Here is a 15,979-nt window from a genome sequence, read left to right as displayed (position 1 = left end):
TCAAGCCCCCTTGGCCGCGGTACGGACCAGGACGAGGCCGCCGTTCGGACCGGGGACCGCACCCTTGATAAGGAGCAGACCCTTCTCCGCGTCAACCGCGTGGATGGTCAGGTTCTGGGTGGTGACACGCTCGTTACCCATGCGACCGGCCATGCGCATGCCCTTGAAGACACGCCCAGGGGTGGCGCAGCCACCGATCGAACCGGGGGAGCGGTGCTTGCGCTGCACACCGTGACCGGCGCCGAGGCCCCGGAAGTTGTGCCGCTTCATGACACCGGCGAAGCCCTTGCCCTTGCTGTTGCCCGTGACGTCAACCTTGACGCCGGACTCGAACACCTCAGCAGTGATCTCCTGGCCGAGCGTGTACTCGCTGGCGTCGGAGGTGCGGAGCTCCACCAGGTGGCGGCGGGGGGTCACGTCGGCCTTGGCGAAGTGGCCCTTGAGGGGCTTGTTCACCTTGCGCGGGTCGATCTCGCCGAAGGCGATCTGGACCGACTCGTAGCCGTCGATGTCGTTCGTACGGACCTGGGTAACGACGCAGGGTCCGGCCTTGACCACGGTCACCGGGACGACACGGTTGTTCTCGTCCCAGACCTGGGTCATGCCGAGCTTCTCGCCCAGGACGCCCTTGATCTGCTTTGCCATCTTCTCGACGCCTCTCAGAGCTTGATCTCGATGTCAACGCCGGCCGGAAGGTCCAGGCGCATCAGCGAGTCAACGGTCTTGGGGGTCGGGTCGAGGATGTCGATCAGGCGCTTGTGCGTGCGCATCTCGAAGTGCTCGCGCGAGTCCTTGTACTTGTGCGGCGACTTGATGACGCAGTACACGTTCTTCTCAGTGGGCAGCGGCACCGGGCCCGCGACCGACGCACCAGTGCGCGTCACCGTCTCGACGATCTTCTTCGCCGAGGAATCGATGACCTCGTGGTCGTAGGCCTTGAGCCGGATGCGGATCTTCTGTCCCGCCATGGCTACTCCGTAGTCCTGTCTGTATGTGGAAACGCTCTGGCTCCCGGCCGGCTGCGGGACGGATCCCGCGGCCTCTCCTCCGACCCACGCGGTCGGGCGTGTCGCACTCCCTCTACAGAAAATTCCCATACGGAAATTCCCTCGTCCAAGGGGGTGCGGTCCCTGTGACCGCGATTCGGGGGAGAAACACCCACCGAGTGCCTGGTGTGCACCGTGCTGACACTTCCCAGAAGATTCCCGTACGTCCGTCCCCATTGCTGCCCCGAGAGGCAGATTAAGGACGACGAGTACTGTGGGACTCGCTTCCGGTCCTCCCGGCGGGAGGCGCGCAGCATCGGCACTCAGCCGAGCAACTTGAGTAGTCTGCCATACGAGGCACGTACCTGGCCAATCGGGCCGAAGAGAATACCCCGCCACGCTGAGTGGTCAAACAGAACCACGCGCATCGCCCGGCGGGGCTCCTCCCCCGGTCAGGACCGGGTGACCGTCCCGCACCCTTCGCCCTTGATGTCCCTGCTGCGGTCGTACGGATCCACGGCGCGCCCGGTGGGCGCCGACCCGGCCGCCGCCTCCCTCGGGAAGTCCGGGTGCAGGAAGCCGTCGGCCGCCTCGCATTCGACGTTCGACCACTCCGAGACGTACGTGTGCAGCTGGAGCCGGCCCCGGGTGGCCTTCCAGCGCGCCGGGTCGAGCAGGCTCAGGGTGACCTGCCGGCGCACGATGGTGCGCTGCACGTTCGTGCCCCCGTTCGTCACGGGGTGGACGAAGGTGTAGTCCGTCACCACGCGCAGTTCCCCGGGCTCCCCCTGCTCCGCGCGCATGCTGCCGCGCACCTTGACGACATCGCCGACCGGCTTGACCTTCGCCTGGTCGAAGCGGGTGAAGAGCATCACCGGGGTGTTCTGCGCGGTGGGGTTCGTCAGGGACTGCTCCAGCCGCTGCGGAACCTCCGGCTGCAGGGGGTCCAGCAGGGCCAGCGCCGCGGCCGGACGCTCCCCGCGCAGGGTCGCCGGGTCGAGATTGGTCGCGATCAGGAACTGCCTGGCCTTCTCCAGCGCGTCCGCTACCTGCTGCTTGGACGTCTCGCCGACGGCCGCGGCCTCGGGGACCTCGATGCCTGCGGCCCCGTCGGCCCACTGGAGGGCCGGGGAACCGCGGAAAGGTTCCTGCAGAGTCGGCTGGTCGGGAGCCAGCGACGGCGGCGGTCCCGTCGGCGTGCCCGACTCCGCGGGCAGCGGGGCGGCTTTCCGGGCGTCCTCGCGGGCCTGGGTCTTGCCCGTGATGCGGTCGATCAGCAGCTCGGGGCGTACGGCGACCAGCGCGAGCCCGGCGATGAAGACGACGGCCACGACGGCCTTGAGCCGGCGTCTGCCGGTCCTCTCCCGCGGTGCCGGGGCGGTGCGCCAGCCCGCCGGTTCCGACTGGTTACGCAGCCGCTCGGTGACCATCCGGGCCCGCGCGGACGGCTCCCTCGGCGCGTCCCCCGCCCCCGCGGCGGCCTGCTCCATGAACCGGGCCCACTCCTCGTCGGAGGGTCCCGGCCTGTCGCCGGCGTTTCCGTTGTTCCCCATGTCCCACCCCCGGTGACGGGTGAGAGGCCCCGCACCACCCGGCGCGGAGCCTCTCACCTGCGAATATGTCCGATCCAGCAGAACTACTTGTCCTTCTGCTGTTCCTTCTGTTGTTCCTTCTGCTGCTGTTCCTTCAGCAGCTCCGACGCCGGCGCCTTGCGACCGCAGACGGCCTGCCAGTTCAAGGGGCCGATGCCACCGCACCAGAGCGCCCCGTCGTCGTCGTTCTGCCGCCAGTCGTTCGTGACGATGTCCGCGCAGGTCTTGCTCGGCGCGAAGCGCGGGCAGCGCCCGTCGGCCTTCTTGATCGTGTGGGCCCGGTAGGCGTCGATGCCCATCTGCATGTTGTCGGACTGCGGCATGTACCGGTTGACCGACCAGGACGCCCCCATCGTGGCGAACAGCGCGACCACGCACACCATGCCGGCCGCGAGCTGCTGGACCACCCGGCGGGGCAGGACCCGGGCCGTCGGTTCGGCGCCCTGCGGCCGCAGGGTGCGCTCGGCCCAGCCGGAGCCCCGGTGGACCACGGCCATCATGCCGAGGACGGCCAGGATCATCAGGCAGTACATGATGATCCAGGTGGTGCGCGGGTAGAGCTGGACCGCCTTGTCGTGCGCCATGTGCGAGGCGAACCAGAAGCGGGCCAGCCAGGCGCCGGCCAGGGTGGCGGCGGCGGTGCGGACCATGATGTTGCGCAGTCCCAGACCGACGCCCAGACCCACGGCGAACAGCAGCAGCAGGGCGAAGCCGCTCTGCCCGGCCATCTCCCCCGCCGCCGGCCAGGTCTGGTACTCCAGCTTGCCGGACCGGTCGGACACCCAGCCCAGCACGTACGCCGGGTCGACGTACACGGCCAGGAAGGCGTAGCGGTCCGGGGTCTGCGAGCCGAGCCGGGCCATCTGGTAGATCAGCGGGGCGCCGACGACACCGGCCGTCAGCACGGTGATGCCGACGAACGCGCCGGCCCGCTTGACCACCGCGGTCCCGGCACGCCAGGGGAAGAGGAACAGCGCCAGCAGGCCGACCCCGGGCGCGGCCCAGACGTACCAGCCGGAGTACCAGAGGAAGAGCAGGCCGAAGACGAGGCCGAGGACCGCCCCGCGCAGCAGCGTACGGCGCAGCGGCCGCTCGCCGGCGCCCCGCATCTCGCGCAGCCAGTAACCGAGCAGCGGCAGCAGCACGAGCATGGTGGCGTGGCTGTACGGGCGGATCGGGTCCATGAAGAGGATGGCCGACGGGACGGCGATCAGCAGTGCCCAGAACGGGCGGAGCAGCAGCCGCCAGGCCAGGTACGTCATCGGGCCCGCGACGGCGGTGAAGAAGATCTGGAAGTCCTTGAGGGCGAATCCGGTCCCGCCCGGGCCGTCGTAACGGATCTTCGCCCAGACGGCCATCAGGCCGGGGAAGAGCGGCGGGTAGATGCCCGACACGCCCTCGCCGTGCAGGAACGAGTTGGCCATGGCGACCAGGGCGCTCGGGTCGCCCTCCTGACCGCCGAGCGGCCAGGGGGTACCGCGCAGGGCGACGACCACGCCGCCCGCCACCACGCCGGTGGCGAGACCCGCCAGGGCCGCGCAGACCAGGCGCTTGACCATCTGGTGGCGGGGCAGCTTGCCGCGGTAGGCGGTGTAGAGCAGGAGCGCGAGCAGCGGCAGGCCTATGACGGCCGCGTACTGCTGGAGCTTGGCGAGACCGCTGACCTGCCCGACGCGGACCAGCGGGTTCACGCTGATGTGCGTACTCAGCAGGGTGAACCCGAGGGCTGCCGCGAGGCTGACCACGACCTCGGCCAGCGGCAGCACCCAGCGCCGGGAGAGCCACGCACGGCGTGGGGAAACGGACGAGGGACGCCCGCCTTCCGCTGTCTCGGCGTGGCGGTGCTCCGAGCCGGCCTGTCCGACCGCCTCGGGGGCCAGGTGTGTCATCTCAGTCCGTTTCGTGGTGTGCGGATCGGCTCAGTTCTGGCCGGAGGTGAAGGCGTGCTTCGCCAGGGTGCGTGCGCCTTCCCGGTGTCCGCGGCGCAGGGCGCCGGGGAGCATGGTGAGCGCGTGCAGGCGGGATGCGCTGTGGAAACGGGCCGCGCGGGCCGCCTTGGGCCAGCCGCGGGCGTCCATGCGTGCGGCGACCGCGGCGAAGTACCGCGCGGCCTCGGTGAAGCGGGTGCCCGAGAAGGCCTGCACCGACGACTCGCTGACGGCGTGCCGGCGGTACTGGAAGACCGTGGTCGAGTGGTCGATCACCATCTCCTCGCCGCCCTCCAGCAGGTCGACCACGAGCGCCAGGTCCTGGATCACCGAGTAGTCGTCGCGGAAGTTCACCTTGCGCAGCGCCTCGCCGCGCCAGGCGATGGAGGGGAAGTACAGCCAGTTGCCGCGCAGCACGCTGGCGGCCAGATCCTCACCGGCCATCAGCCGGCGGCCCTTCACCTGCGGCGCGTACAGCCGCTTCTTGGTGTTGTCCGCGAGGCCGCCCTGCATCACGCGGCCTTCGCCATCGATGACCTCGACGCCGGGCTGGACCATGCCGATGCCGGGGTGGGCGCCGATGACCGAGCGGACGGTCTCCAGGTAGTGCGGGTGCAGGAGGTCGTCGCAGCCCATGATGACCACGTAGTCGGCCTCGGACAGCTCCACGCACTTCTGGAAGTTCTTGGTGATGCCGAGGTTCCGCTCGTTGCGGGTGTAGTGGACCCGCTCGTCGCCGAGCTGCTCGAACCAGCCGGGAACGTCCGGCTCCTTGCCGTCGTCGATCACGACGAGCCGGAAGTCCCGGTCGGTCTGCGCGAGGACGCTGCGCACGGCGTCCTGCATCAGCTGCACGTCCCCGTAGTAGGGGAGCATGAAGTCGAACGTCGCCATGGCGCGTCAGGCCTTCACGGAGTCGGAGTCGGCATCGGCGTCGGCCTTGGCGGCGGGGACCTCCGCGCCCAGGCGCTCGTCGTTGTGCCGGACGCCTTCGTTGATGGCCACCGTCCGGGCCAGGTCGGTGATCTTCTTCTCCAGCGAACGGAAGCGCAGGAAGGTGTTGAGCGTGAGGAAGCCCATCGCGAGCACCATCACGTAGAGCACCAGGTCGGTGCCTCGGCCGACGCCGAGCTGCTGGGCGACCCAGGTGACGTCGGTCGGGCGGAGCACCGCGTACACGTTGACGACGACGAACACCGAGAACGCTATGCGCTTCCAGGCGCGGTTCTTCGCCTGGCCCCAGGTCCGGATGAACATCAGTGCCATGGACACCGAACCGAGGATCAGCAGCAGCTGGATCCAGAAGTACTTCATCGACGCCCACGCTCCCGCAGCGAAATGTCAAAAAGGATGTTGACGCCGTTGATCAGGGACTGGCCCTTGGCGCGTGAGTAATCGGTGTAGAGGATGTCCACCGGGACCTCGGTGACCCGCAGTCCGGAGCCGGCGAGGAAGCCGACGAGCTCGGACGCGTGGGCCATGCCGTTCATGGTGATGTTCAGCTGCTCCGCGGCCTTGCGGCTCAGCACGCGCAGACCGTTGTGCGAGTCGGTGAGCTTGAGCTTGCGGGCGGTGGGGCTGACCGCGGCGGCCGTACGCAGCACCACCTGCTTGATCCACGGCACCTGGCCGTTCTGCTCGATGAAGCGGGAGCCGAGCACGACGTCGGCCTCGTCGCCGCGCAGCACCGCGACCATCGTCTCGACGTCCTTGGTCTGGTGCTGGCCGTCGGCGTCGAAGGTGGCGAAGTACTGGGCGCCGGACTGGGCGAGCGCGTAGGTGAGACCGGTCTGCAGCGCCGCGCCCTGGCCGAGGTTGACGGGGTGGCGCACCAAGTGGGCGCCGGTCGTGGCTATGTGCTTGGCCGAGTCGTCCGTGCTGCCGTCGTCGACGACGACGATGTTGGGGAACGTCTTGCGGGCCCCCTCGACCACCTCGGCGATCACCTGGCCCTCGTTATAGGCCGGTATGACCAGCCAGACATCGTCGTATTGGGACACGGTAGCTCCAGCGGAATGGGGCACAAACGAGTGCTCGGTGATCGGTGTGACGTCGTGGGCCGGCATGGTCATTTCCCGACCGCGCTCACGCCCGGGCCGCGTGTGTCGGCCGTCTGCCCGGGCCCTTCGGTGACTGCCGCAGCCGCTCCGGGGAAGCTCAGCCTCAGCGCTGCCAGCATAGCCAGCACGGTGGCGACGGAGCCGAGAGCGTAGGCGACGATCACGCGCAGGGCCACATCGCCCGGAATCAAGGTGATGCCCAGCAGGACCCCGGTGCCGAGTGCCCAGCAGAGCAGTTGCAGGTTGTGCCGCTTGAATACCATGAGCGCCTGTCCGAGCACCATCGCGAACATGTACGCCACGGTGCCCGCGGACATCAGGAAGAAGTCGAAGCGGTCGAGCACCGGCTCGTTGGCGTTGAAGAGCACCTCGATCAGCCAGGGGCCGAGCACCGTGGCGGGTACGCCGCCCAGCAGCCCGAGCGCTCCGACGACCACGCCGATCCGGCGCAGCATCGCCCAGAACGCGGCCCGGTCGCCGGCCGTGAAGGCCGCGGTGAGGCCGCTCAGCAGGGACGCCTGGAGCGAGCCGAAGACGAAGAGCGGCACCCGCGCCAGGACCAGCGCGCTCAGCAGGGCCGCGATCAGGGCGCTGTCGGTGGGCGCCAGCAGCTTGGTGCTCATCACCGCGGCGTTGACGACCAGCTGGGACAGCAGGGTCGCGCAGACGAGCAGGCCCAGTCCGCGGTACAGCTCCCGCCAGGCGATCGGTTCGCCGGGGCCGACGGCGCGCAGCAGCGCCGGCAGGGTGACGAGCATCGCCGCGACCGGCGCGATGGCCAGGACCAGGCTGAAGGCGAGGGCCGAGTGCAGCCCGAGCAGCGCGCAGCCGAAGGCGAGCACGATCCGCAGACCGCCGTCGACGGCGAGCTGGGTGCCGTACGCGCCGAAGTGGCCGAGGCCCGCCAGCACACCGCGGGTGAGGTAGCAGACGGCCATGCCCGTGAAGGCTCCGCCGAGCGCGGCCACCAGGCCGCGCTCGCCCTGGAACAGCAGGTCCGCGATCGGGCCCGCGCCGAGGCCCAGTACGAGCAGGGTCGCGCCGAGGATCCCCGCGGTGAGCACGGTGGCCCGGCGGAGCACCGGGGCGGTGCCCTGGCCCAGCACCACGCGGGCCGAGACGATCCGGGTGAGCTCCTGCTCGATGGGGAAGAAGACGCCGATGCCGATGGACATCACGATCGTCCACAGCACCGAGACGTTGGCCATGTCCGGCTTGGACAGGCTGTGGCCGGCCACGCCCAGGTGGACGTAGGAGGCCGCGCCGAGCACGACGGTGCCGCCGGCCACCGCGACGGTGCCCGGCGGCAGCGCCGCGGTCAGCTTGTTCAGCAGGGCTTTCATCCCGTGCGGCCGTCCCGGGCCGCTTTGGCGAGCGCGGTGAAGCCGGGGGTGGCGAGCGCCTCGGCCAGCTGGTCCCGCCAGTCGGGGAGCGGGGCCATTCCGGCCTCCTTGTCCCAGGCGTCGTGCGCGAGCACGCTGAAGGCGGGGCGGACGGCGGGACGCACGAACGCCTCGGAGGTGGTCGGCCGGATCCGCTCGGGGTCCAGGCCGCTCAGCCGGTAGGTCTCGCGGGCCAGTCCCATCCAGGTGGTCCGGCCGCTCGCGGTGCCGTGGTAGATCCCGCCCATGGCCCAGCCCTTGAGCGCGGCCAGACCGAGCTCGACCAGGTGGCGGGCCAGCGCGTAGGACCAAGTGGGCTGGCCGTGCTGGTCGTCGACCACGTCGAGGGTGTCCCGCTGGGCGGCGAGCTTCAGCATGGTGGCGACGAAGTTCGGCCCGTGCTCGCCGTACAGCCAGGCGGTGCGGACCACGTAGCCGTCCTGCGGCAGCAGTTCGGTCACGGCCTGCTCGCCGACCAGCTTGGAGCGGCCGTAGGCGTTGACCGGACCGGTCTCGGCGTCCTCGCGGTACGGCTCCGAGGCGTCGCCCGGCAGCACGTAGTCGGTGGAGACGTGGATCAGTCGCACGTGGGCGGCGGCGCAGGCCTCGGCGAGGACGCGCACGGCCGTGCCGTTGACGGCGGTGGCGGCCTCCTCGGCGGTCTCGGCGCCGTCCACGTCCGTCCAGGCGGCGCAGTTCACGACCACGGTGACGCCCTCGACCGCGGCCCGGACGGCGGCCGGGTCGGTGATGTCGAGGTCGGCGCGGCTCAGGCCCACGGCCTCGATCTTGGCGCGCTTGAGGACGGTCAGGACGTCCTGGCCGAGCATCCCGCCGGCGCCGGTGACGAGCCAGCGCTCGGCCGGCGAGTTGGTGCTCACTTCTGCAGGGCCGCCTTCGCCTTCAGCGGCTCCCACCAGGCACGGTTCTCGCGGTACCAGTCGATGGTGGCCTTGATGCCGTCCTCGAAGGTGACCTGCGGGGCGTAGCCCAGCTCGGCGCCGATCTTGCTGATGTCGATGGAGTAGCGGAGGTCGTGGCCCTTGCGGTCCTCGACCTGCTCGACCATCTCCCAGCCGAGGCCCGCGGCCTCCAGCAGCACGCCGGTGAGCTCCTTGTTGGTGAGCTCGGTACCGCCGCCGATGTTGTAGACCTCGCCCGCGCGGCCCTTGCGCATGGCCAGGTCGATGCCGCGGCAGTGGTCGGAGACGTGCAGCCAGTCGCGCACGTTGCCGCCGTTGCCGTACAGCGGGACCTTCTTGCCGTCCATCAGGTTGGAGACGAACAGCGGGATGACCTTCTCCGGGAACTGGTAGTGCCCGTAGTTGTTGGAGCAGCGGGTGACCACCACGTCCATGCCGTGGGTGCGGTGGTAGGCCAGCGCCAGCAGGTCGGACGACGCCTTGGAGGCGGAGTACGGGGAGTTCGGCACCAGCGGCCACTCCTCCGTCCAGGAGCCCTCGCTGATCGAGCCGTAGACCTCGTCGGTGGAGATGTGGACGAAGCGGCCGACGCCGTGCTTGCGGGCGGAGTCCAGCAGGACCTGCGTGCCGACCACGTTGGTCATCACGAAGGGGCCGGCGCCGGCGATCGAGCGGTCCACGTGGGACTCGGCGGCGAAGTGCACGACGACGTCATGACCGGGCATCACCTGGTCGACGGCCTCGGCGTCGCAGATGTCGCCCTTGACGAAGGTGTATCCAGGGTGGTCCGCGACCGGCGCCAGATTCGCCTCGACACCGGAGTAGGTCAGCTTGTCGAAGACCGTGATCCGAGCGGTGGCATCTGCGCCGAGCTGCTGGCGGACGAATTCTGAACCGATGAAGCCGGCGCCGCCGGTCACGAGGATGCGCATAATACGAAGAGTCTAGCGGCCCGCCGAACGTCACATTCCCTTGGCTCGGCTCCCCCGCACGCTCTCGCATAGGGTTCACCCATGCGTGGAATCCTTTTGGCCGGTGGCACCGGATCGCGACTCTGGCCGTTGACCCGGGCCGTTTCGAAGCAGCTGCTGCCCGTCTTCGACAAGCCGATGATCTATTACCCCCTCTCCACCCTGGTGATGGCGGGTATCAGTGAAATCCTGATCATCACCACCCCCGAGGACCGCGACCAGTTCGAGCGACTGCTCGGCGACGGCTCGCAGTTCGGCCTGCGGCTGGAGTACGCCGTCCAGGAGCGCCCGGAGGGCATCGCCCAGGCATTCGTCCTCGGCGCCGACTTCATCGGTGACCAGTCCGTCGCGCTGATCCTCGGCGACAACATCTTCCACGGCAGCGGCCTGGGCACCCGGCTCGCCGAGCACACCGACTCCAAGGGCGGCCGGGTCTTCGCGTACCCGGTGGCGGACCCGACGGCGTACGGCGTGGTGGAGTTCGACGAGAACGGCCAGGCCATCTCCATCGAGGAGAAGCCGGTCGCGCCCAAGTCCCGCTACGCGGTGCCGGGTCTGTACTTCTACGACAACCAGGTCGTCGAGATAGCCCGCGGGCTGAAGCCCAGCGCCCGCGGCGAACTGGAGATCACCGCGGTCAACGACGCGTACCTCCAGGCCGGCGAGCTCAACGTCACGATCCTGGACCGCGGTACCGCGTGGCTGGACACCGGCACGTTCGTCTCGATGGTGCAGGCCTCCGAGTTCGTCCGCGTGATCGAGGAGCGCCAGGGCTTCAAGATCGGCTGCATCGAGGAGGCGGCCTGGCGGGCCGGCCTGATCGATTCCGCGCAGCTGCGCGAGCTCGCCCAGCCGCTCACCAAGAGCGGTTACGGCGACTACCTGCTGGCCCTGCTCGCCGAGGAGGACGCCCGATGAAGTTCCGTGAACTCTCCATCGAGGGCGCCTTCGAGGTCACCCCGCAGCTGCACGGGGACCCGCGCGGCCTGTTCACCGAGTGGTACCGCTTCGACCGGCTCGCCGAGGTGGTCGGCCACCCGCTGAACCTGGCACAGGCGAACCTCTCGGTGTCCTCCGCGGGCGTGGTCCGCGGCATCCACTTCGCCGACGTGCCGCGCGGCCAGGCCAAGTACGTGACCTGCGTACGCGGCGCCGTGCTCGACGTCATCGTGGACCTGCGGGTCGGCTCCCCCACGTTCGGCAAGTGGGAGGGCGTCCGCCTGGACGACGTGGACCGCCGCGCGGTCTACATCCCCGAGGGCCTCGGCCACGGGTTCTGCGCGCTGAGCGACGACGCGACGCTGTCGTACCTGTGCTCGGAGACCTACAACCCGACCGGCGAGCACTCGGTCCACCCGCTCGACGCCGACCTGGCCATCGAGTGGCCGGCCGACGTCCCGCTGCTGTCCGCCCGCGACGAGGCCGCCCCGTCGCTGGCCGACGCCATCGCGACCGGGCTGCTGCCCGACTACGCGGCCTGCAAGGAATTCACCGAGTCGCTCCGCGTGAGCTGACCCGCCGCAGTCACGACAGGAGGGCCGCACCCGGAAGGGTGCGGCCCTCCTGTCGTTCACCGTCGCCTCCCGGCTACGCCGAAGGGCCCCGCCCCACCGCCGAAGCGGTGGGCCGGGGCCCTTCAGTGCAACTTGGTGCCCGATTCAACGAGCTACCAGGTCAGAACACGAATTACTTCGTGATCTTGGTGACCTGGCCGGCGCCCACGGTACGACCACCCTCACGGATGGCGAACTTCAGGCCCTCCTCCATGGCGACCGGCTGGATCAGCGCGACCGTCATCTCGGTGTTGTCGCCCGGCATGACCATCTCCGTGCCGGCCGGCAGGGTGACGACACCCGTGACGTCCGTGGTACGGAAGTAGAACTGCGGACGGTAGTTGTTGAAGAACGGGGTGTGACGGCCACCCTCGTCCTTCGACAGGATGTAGGCCTGGGCCTCGAACTCGGTGTGCGGGGTGACCGAACCGGGCTTGATGATGACCTGGCCGCGCTCGACGTCCTCGCGCTTGATGCCACGGAGGAGCAGACCGACGTTCTCGCCGGCCTGGCCCTCGTCGAGCAGCTTGCGGAACATCTCGATACCGGTGACCGTGGTGGTGGTCTTCTCTTCCTTGATACCGATGATGTCGACGGTCTCGTTGACCTTCAGGACACCACGCTCGATACGGCCGGTGACGACCGTACCGCGACCGGTGATCGTGAAGACGTCCTCGACGGGCATGAGGAACGGCATCTCGGTGTCACGCGGCGGGGTCGGGATGGCCTCGTCGACAGCGTCCATGAGGCCGATGAGCTTCTCGCCCCACTCGGCGTCGCCCTCGAGCGCCTTCAGCGCGGAGACGCGGACGACCGGCAGGTCGTCGCCCGGGAAGTCGTACTCGGAGAGCAGCTCGCGGACCTCGAGCTCGACGAGCTCCAGGATCTCCTCGTCGTCCACCATGTCGGCCTTGTTCAGGGCGACAACGATGTACGGAACGCCGACCTGGCGGGCCAGGAGCACGTGCTCCTTGGTCTGCGGCATCGGGCCGTCGGTGGCGGCGACCACGAGGATCGCGCCGTCCATCTGCGCGGCACCGGTGATCATGTTCTTGATGTAGTCCGCGTGACCCGGGCAGTCGACGTGGGCGTAGTGACGCGCCTCGGTCTGGTACTCGACGTGCGCGATGGAGATGGTGATACCGCGCTGGCGCTCCTCAGGAGCCTTGTCGATCTGATCGAAGGCCGAGGCCGCGTTCAGGTCCGGGTACTTGTCGTGCAGCACCTTGGTAATGGCGGCCGTGAGGGTCGTCTTACCGTGGTCAATGTGACCGATGGTGCCGATGTTGACGTGCGGCTTAGTCCGCTCGAACTTCGCCTTCGCCACGGGGGTCCTCCTGAGAGTGGTTCTGTACGCCTTACAGATCGGCGCCAGGTGATCTTTGCTGGATAGCCGGCTCCCCCGGGGCAACGGGAGGTTTACTCCTGTTGCCCCAGAGGCTCCGGTGGCAAGCCTAAAGCGTGAACTCGGAAGAGTTACTCGCCCTTGGCCTTCGCGATGATCTCCTCGGCGACGTTCCGGGGAACCTCGGCGTAGGAGTCGAACTGCATCGAGTAGCTGGCGCGACCCGAGGTCTTGCTGCGGAGGTCTCCGACGTAGCCGAACATCTCCGAAAGGGGCACGAGGCCCTTCACGACGCGAGCGCCGTGACGCTCCTCCATGGCCTGGATCTGGCCACGGCGGGAGTTGATGTCGCCGATGACGTCACCCATGTAGTCCTCGGGCGTGGTGACCTCGACGGCCATCATCGGCTCAAGGAGCACGGGAGAAGCCTTGCGCGCGGCCTCCTTGAAGGCCTGCGAACCGGCGATCTTGAACGCGAGCTCGGAGGAGTCGACCTCGTGGTAGCCACCGTCGAGAAGCGTGACGCGAACGCCCGTCATCTCGTAGCCGGCCAGGATGCCGAACTGCATGGCTTCCTGCGCACCGGCGTCGACCGAAGGGATGTACTCCTTCGGCACGCGGCCACCGGTGACCTTGTTCACGAACTCGTACGCCGGACCGTCGGTCTCGGTGATGGGCTCGATCGCGATCTGCACCTTGGCGAACTGACCGGTACCACCGGTCTGCTTCTTGTGGGTGTAGTCGTGACGCTCGACGGCCTTGCGGATCGTCTCGCGGTAGGCCACCTGCGGCTTGCCGACGTTGGCCTCGACCTTGAACTCGCGCTTCATACGGTCGACCAGCACCTCGAGGTGCAGCTCGCCCATACCGCCGAGGATGGTCTGGCCCGTCTCCTCGTCCGAGTGAACGTGGAAGGAGGGGTCCTCCTCCGCGAGACGCTGGATGGCGACACCCAGCTTCTCCTGGTCACCCTTGGACTTGGGCTCGATGGCGACCTGGATGACCGGAGCCGGGAAGTCCATGGACTCCAGGATCACGGGTGCCTTGTCGTCACACAGCGTCTCACCAGTGGTGGTCTGCTTCAGGCCCATGACGGCGACGATGTCACCGGCGCCCACCGCGGCGATCTCTTCACGCTTGTTGGCGTGCATGCGGTAGATCTTGCCGATGCGCTCCTTCTTGCCCTTGACGGAGTTCAGCACCGCAGTGCCGGCCTCCAGGCGGCCCGAGTAAACCCGGACGAAGGTGAGCTTGCCGAGGTGCGGGTCGCTCATGATCTTGAACGCCAGCGCCGCGAGCGGCTCCTCGTCGGAAGGCTTGCGCTTCACGACGACCTCGGCGTCGCGGACGTCGTGGCCCTCGATGGCCTCGATGTCCAGCGGCGACGGCAGGTAGCGGACGACGGCGTCGAGCAGGGGCTGAACACCCTTGTTCTTGAACGCCGTGCCACAGAACACCGCGGTGATCGTGGGCTCGCCCTTGCCCTTGCCGGAGCCGAGGATGATGCGACGGACGGCGGCGTGCAGCTGCTCGACGGAGGGCTCGTTGCCCTCCAGGAACAGCTCCATGATCTCGTCGTCGTTCTCGGCGACGGTCTCGACCAGCTTGCCGCGCCACTCTTCAGCAGCCTCGGTGTGCGTGGCCGGGATGTCGACGATGTCGTACATCTCGCCCTTGGTCGCCTCGGCGGACCAGACGAACGCCTTCATGGTGACCAGGTCGACAACGCCCTGGAAGTCCATCTCGGCACCGATGGGGAGCTGCATGACGATCGGAACCGCGCCAAGGCGGTCCTTGATCATGTCGACGCAGCGGTGGAACTCGGCGCCGGTGCGGTCCAGCTTGTTGACGAAGCAGATACGCGGAACGCCGTAACGGTCGGCCTGACGCCAGACCGTCTCGGACTGCGGCTCCACACCGGCGACACCGTCGAACACGGTGACGGCACCGTCAAGGACGCGGAGCGAACGCTCCACCTCGACCGTGAAGTCAACGTGACCCGGGGTGTCGATGATGTTGATGGTGTGGTCGACGTCCTCGAGCGGCCAGTGGCAGGTCGTCGCGGCGGACGTGATCGTGATGCCGCGCTCCTGCTCCTGCTCCATCCAGTCCATCGTGGCAGCGCCGTCGTGGACTTCACCGATCTTGTAAGACACACCGGTGTAGAACAGGATGCGCTCGGTGGTGGTCGTCTTGCCCGCGTCGATGTGGGCCATGATCCCGATGTTGCGGACCTTGGCCAGGTCAAGCGAAGTGGTAGCCATATCGGCTCAGTCTTCTCTCGGTCTCGATGTGGGTTAGAACTACCAGCGGTAGTGCGCGAAGGCCTTGTTGGACTCGGCCATCTTGTGCGTGTCCTCACGCTTCTTGACGGCAGCGCCAAGACCGTTCGAGGCGTCGAGCAGCTCGTTCATGAGGCGCTCGGTCATGGTCTTCTCGCGGCGGGCGCGGGAGTAACCCACGAGCCAGCGCAGCGCGAGGGTCGACTGGCGGCCCGGCTTGACCTCAACCGGAACCTGGTAGGTCGCGCCACCGACACGGCGGGACTTGACCTCGAGGGACGGCTTGACGTTCTCCAGCGCGCGCTTCAGCGTGATGACCGGGTCGTTGCCGGTCTTCTCGCGGAGGCCTTCCATGGCGCCGTAGACGATGCGCTCGGCGGTGGAGCGCTTGCCGTTCAGGAGGATCTTGTTGATGAGCGAGGTCACCAGAGGAGATGCGTAGACCGGGTCGATGATGACCGGGCGCTTCGGGGCGGGGCCCTTACGAGGCATTCTTACTTCTCCTTCTTGGCGCCGTAGCGGCTGCGGGCCTGCTTGCGGTTCTTGACAGCCTGGGTGTCAAGCGCACCGCGGATGATCTTGTAACGAACACCCGGCAGGTCCTTCACACGGCCACCACGCACGAGCACGATCGAGTGCTCCTGCAGGTTGTGTCCCTCACCCGGAATGTAAGCGGTGACCTCGATGCCAGAGGTCAGACGCACACGCGCGACCTTACGCAGCGCCGAGTTCGGCTTCTTCGGGGTGGTCGTGAACACACGCGTGCAGACGCCGCGACGCTGGGGCGAGGCCTCAAGCGCGGGGGTCTTTGTCTTCTCGACCTTGTCCTGCCGGCCCTTACGGACCAGCTGCTGGATCGTAGGCACTACTTCTCCGGTTTCTGTGTGCCGTGTAGTGAAGCTAACCTGGAACATTTGCCGACCCACGCGGTCGGGTGTGTCGGATCCGGCGGACTTC

At 68.3% G+C, this 15,979-nt stretch carries 16 protein-coding genes; 2 read left to right on the top strand and 14 right to left on the bottom strand.

Annotation, left to right across the window (positions count from 1 at the left end):
- The 10 genes from rplC to rfbB all read right to left on the bottom strand — a co-directional run bounded on the left by rplC (position 1) and on the right by rfbB (position 9,803).
- The gene (gene rplC / locus OG429_RS22920; protein WP_007265899.1) at positions 1-645 is read right to left on the bottom strand and encodes a 50S ribosomal protein L3; all 645 of its coding nucleotides are present in this window, start codon (positions 643-645) and stop codon (positions 1-3) included.
- Positions 646-659: 14 nt separating this feature from the next.
- The gene (rpsJ, locus tag OG429_RS22915; protein WP_003948644.1) at positions 660-968 is read right to left on the bottom strand and encodes a 30S ribosomal protein S10; all 309 of its coding nucleotides are present in this window, start codon (positions 966-968) and stop codon (positions 660-662) included.
- 470 nt (positions 969-1,438) lie between these two features.
- Positions 1,439-2,539, bottom strand: a complete 1,101-nt coding sequence (locus tag OG429_RS22910; RefSeq protein WP_328927160.1) for a hypothetical protein — start codon at positions 2,537-2,539, stop codon at positions 1,439-1,441.
- Positions 2,540-2,622: 83 nt separating this feature from the next.
- On the bottom strand, positions 2,623-4,467 hold the full coding sequence (locus OG429_RS22905) for a hypothetical protein (RefSeq protein ID WP_328927159.1): 1,845 nt from the start codon (positions 4,465-4,467) through the stop codon (positions 2,623-2,625).
- A 30-nt stretch (positions 4,468-4,497) separates the two neighbouring features.
- Positions 4,498-5,400, bottom strand: a complete 903-nt coding sequence (locus OG429_RS22900) for a glycosyltransferase family 2 protein (protein WP_328927158.1) — start codon at positions 5,398-5,400, stop codon at positions 4,498-4,500.
- Positions 5,401-5,406: 6 nt separating this feature from the next.
- Entirely contained in the window at positions 5,407-5,820 is a 414-nt protein-coding gene (locus OG429_RS22895; RefSeq protein ID WP_328927157.1) for a DUF2304 domain-containing protein, read from the bottom strand.
- Positions 5,817-6,506 carry a glycosyltransferase family 2 protein gene (locus tag OG429_RS22890; RefSeq protein WP_328927156.1) on the bottom strand — a complete coding sequence of 230 codons (690 nt, stop codon included), beginning with the start codon at positions 6,504-6,506 and terminating at the stop codon, positions 5,817-5,819. The genes OG429_RS22895 and OG429_RS22890 overlap by 4 nt, the downstream gene beginning before the upstream one ends.
- 68 nt (positions 6,507-6,574) lie before the next feature.
- Positions 6,575-7,909 (bottom strand): hypothetical protein, encoded by a 1,335-nt coding sequence (locus OG429_RS22885; protein ID WP_328927155.1) that lies wholly within the window; start codon positions 7,907-7,909, stop codon positions 6,575-6,577.
- Positions 7,906-8,778, bottom strand: coding sequence for a dTDP-4-dehydrorhamnose reductase (gene rfbD / locus OG429_RS22880; RefSeq protein ID WP_328930379.1), 873 nt, complete (start codon positions 8,776-8,778; stop codon positions 7,906-7,908). Before rfbD ends, OG429_RS22885 begins: the two co-directional genes overlap by 4 nt.
- A 47-nt stretch (positions 8,779-8,825) precedes the next feature.
- The gene (gene rfbB / locus OG429_RS22875) at positions 8,826-9,803 is read right to left on the bottom strand and encodes a dTDP-glucose 4,6-dehydratase (protein ID WP_328927154.1); all 978 of its coding nucleotides are present in this window, start codon (positions 9,801-9,803) and stop codon (positions 8,826-8,828) included.
- An 81-nt stretch (positions 9,804-9,884) separates the two neighbouring features.
- Here rfbB and rfbA point away from each other — a divergent pair, with 81 nt between their 5' ends.
- Together rfbA and rfbC are read left to right on the top strand one after the other, a co-directional pair.
- A complete protein-coding gene (gene rfbA, locus OG429_RS22870) occupies positions 9,885-10,760 on the top strand; it encodes a glucose-1-phosphate thymidylyltransferase RfbA (RefSeq protein WP_328927153.1) in 876 nt (291 codons plus the stop codon).
- Positions 10,757-11,356, top strand: coding sequence for a dTDP-4-dehydrorhamnose 3,5-epimerase (gene rfbC / locus OG429_RS22865; RefSeq protein WP_328927152.1), 600 nt, complete (start codon positions 10,757-10,759; stop codon positions 11,354-11,356). The genes rfbA and rfbC overlap by 4 nt, the downstream gene beginning before the upstream one ends.
- Before the next feature lie 172 nt (positions 11,357-11,528).
- Here rfbC and tuf read toward each other — a convergent pair whose 3' ends face one another.
- The 4 genes from tuf to rpsL all read right to left on the bottom strand — a co-directional run bounded on the left by tuf (position 11,529) and on the right by rpsL (position 15,888).
- Complete coding sequence (tuf, locus tag OG429_RS22860) at positions 11,529-12,722, bottom strand: elongation factor Tu (RefSeq protein WP_328927151.1); 1,194 nt, start codon at positions 12,720-12,722, stop codon at positions 11,529-11,531.
- A gap of 149 nt (positions 12,723-12,871) precedes the next feature.
- On the bottom strand, positions 12,872-15,004 hold the full coding sequence (gene fusA, locus OG429_RS22855) for an elongation factor G (protein ID WP_328927150.1): 2,133 nt from the start codon (positions 15,002-15,004) through the stop codon (positions 12,872-12,874).
- 39 nt (positions 15,005-15,043) lie between these two features.
- Positions 15,044-15,514, bottom strand: coding sequence for a 30S ribosomal protein S7 (gene rpsG, locus OG429_RS22850; protein ID WP_007265894.1), 471 nt, complete (start codon positions 15,512-15,514; stop codon positions 15,044-15,046).
- A gap of 2 nt (positions 15,515-15,516) precedes the next feature.
- On the bottom strand, positions 15,517-15,888 hold the full coding sequence (gene rpsL / locus OG429_RS22845; RefSeq protein WP_007265893.1) for a 30S ribosomal protein S12: 372 nt from the start codon (positions 15,886-15,888) through the stop codon (positions 15,517-15,519).
- Positions 15,889-15,979 lie beyond the last annotated feature (91 nt).

It is taken from the genome of Streptomyces sp. NBC_00190 (assembly GCF_036203305.1).
Lineage (GTDB): Bacteria > Actinomycetota > Actinomycetes > Streptomycetales > Streptomycetaceae > Streptomyces.
Note: the sequence above shows the minus strand (reverse complement) of the source record. Positions and strands in the feature narration are given on the sequence as shown.

What these genes read in the sequence shown, in the direction of transcription:
- OG429_RS22885 (WP_328927155.1), bottom strand. Translation starts at nt 7,909, where the DNA reads ATGAAAGCCCTGCTGAACAAGCTGACCGCGGCGCTGCCGCCGGGCACC.
- rplC (WP_007265899.1), bottom strand. Translation starts at nt 645, where the DNA reads ATGGCAAAGCAGATCAAGGGCGTCCTGGGCGAGAAGCTCGGCATGACC.
- rfbB (WP_328927154.1), bottom strand. Translation starts at nt 9,803, where the DNA reads ATGCGCATCCTCGTGACCGGCGGCGCCGGCTTCATCGGTTCAGAATTC.
- OG429_RS22900 (WP_328927158.1), bottom strand. Translation starts at nt 5,400, where the DNA reads ATGGCGACGTTCGACTTCATGCTCCCCTACTACGGGGACGTGCAGCTG.
- fusA (WP_328927150.1), bottom strand. Translation starts at nt 15,004, where the DNA reads ATGGCTACCACTTCGCTTGACCTGGCCAAGGTCCGCAACATCGGGATC.
- rfbC (WP_328927152.1), top strand. Translation starts at nt 10,757, where the DNA reads ATGAAGTTCCGTGAACTCTCCATCGAGGGCGCCTTCGAGGTCACCCCG.
- rpsG (WP_007265894.1), bottom strand. Translation starts at nt 15,514, where the DNA reads ATGCCTCGTAAGGGCCCCGCCCCGAAGCGCCCGGTCATCATCGACCCG.
- OG429_RS22910 (WP_328927160.1), bottom strand. Translation starts at nt 2,539, where the DNA reads ATGGGGAACAACGGAAACGCCGGCGACAGGCCGGGACCCTCCGACGAG.
- OG429_RS22895 (WP_328927157.1), bottom strand. Translation starts at nt 5,820, where the DNA reads ATGAAGTACTTCTGGATCCAGCTGCTGCTGATCCTCGGTTCGGTGTCC.
- OG429_RS22905 (WP_328927159.1), bottom strand. Translation starts at nt 4,467, where the DNA reads ATGACACACCTGGCCCCCGAGGCGGTCGGACAGGCCGGCTCGGAGCAC.
- rfbA (WP_328927153.1), top strand. Translation starts at nt 9,885, where the DNA reads ATGCGTGGAATCCTTTTGGCCGGTGGCACCGGATCGCGACTCTGGCCG.
- rpsJ (WP_003948644.1), bottom strand. Translation starts at nt 968, where the DNA reads ATGGCGGGACAGAAGATCCGCATCCGGCTCAAGGCCTACGACCACGAG.
- rfbD (WP_328930379.1), bottom strand. Translation starts at nt 8,778, where the DNA reads ATGCTCGGCCAGGACGTCCTGACCGTCCTCAAGCGCGCCAAGATCGAG.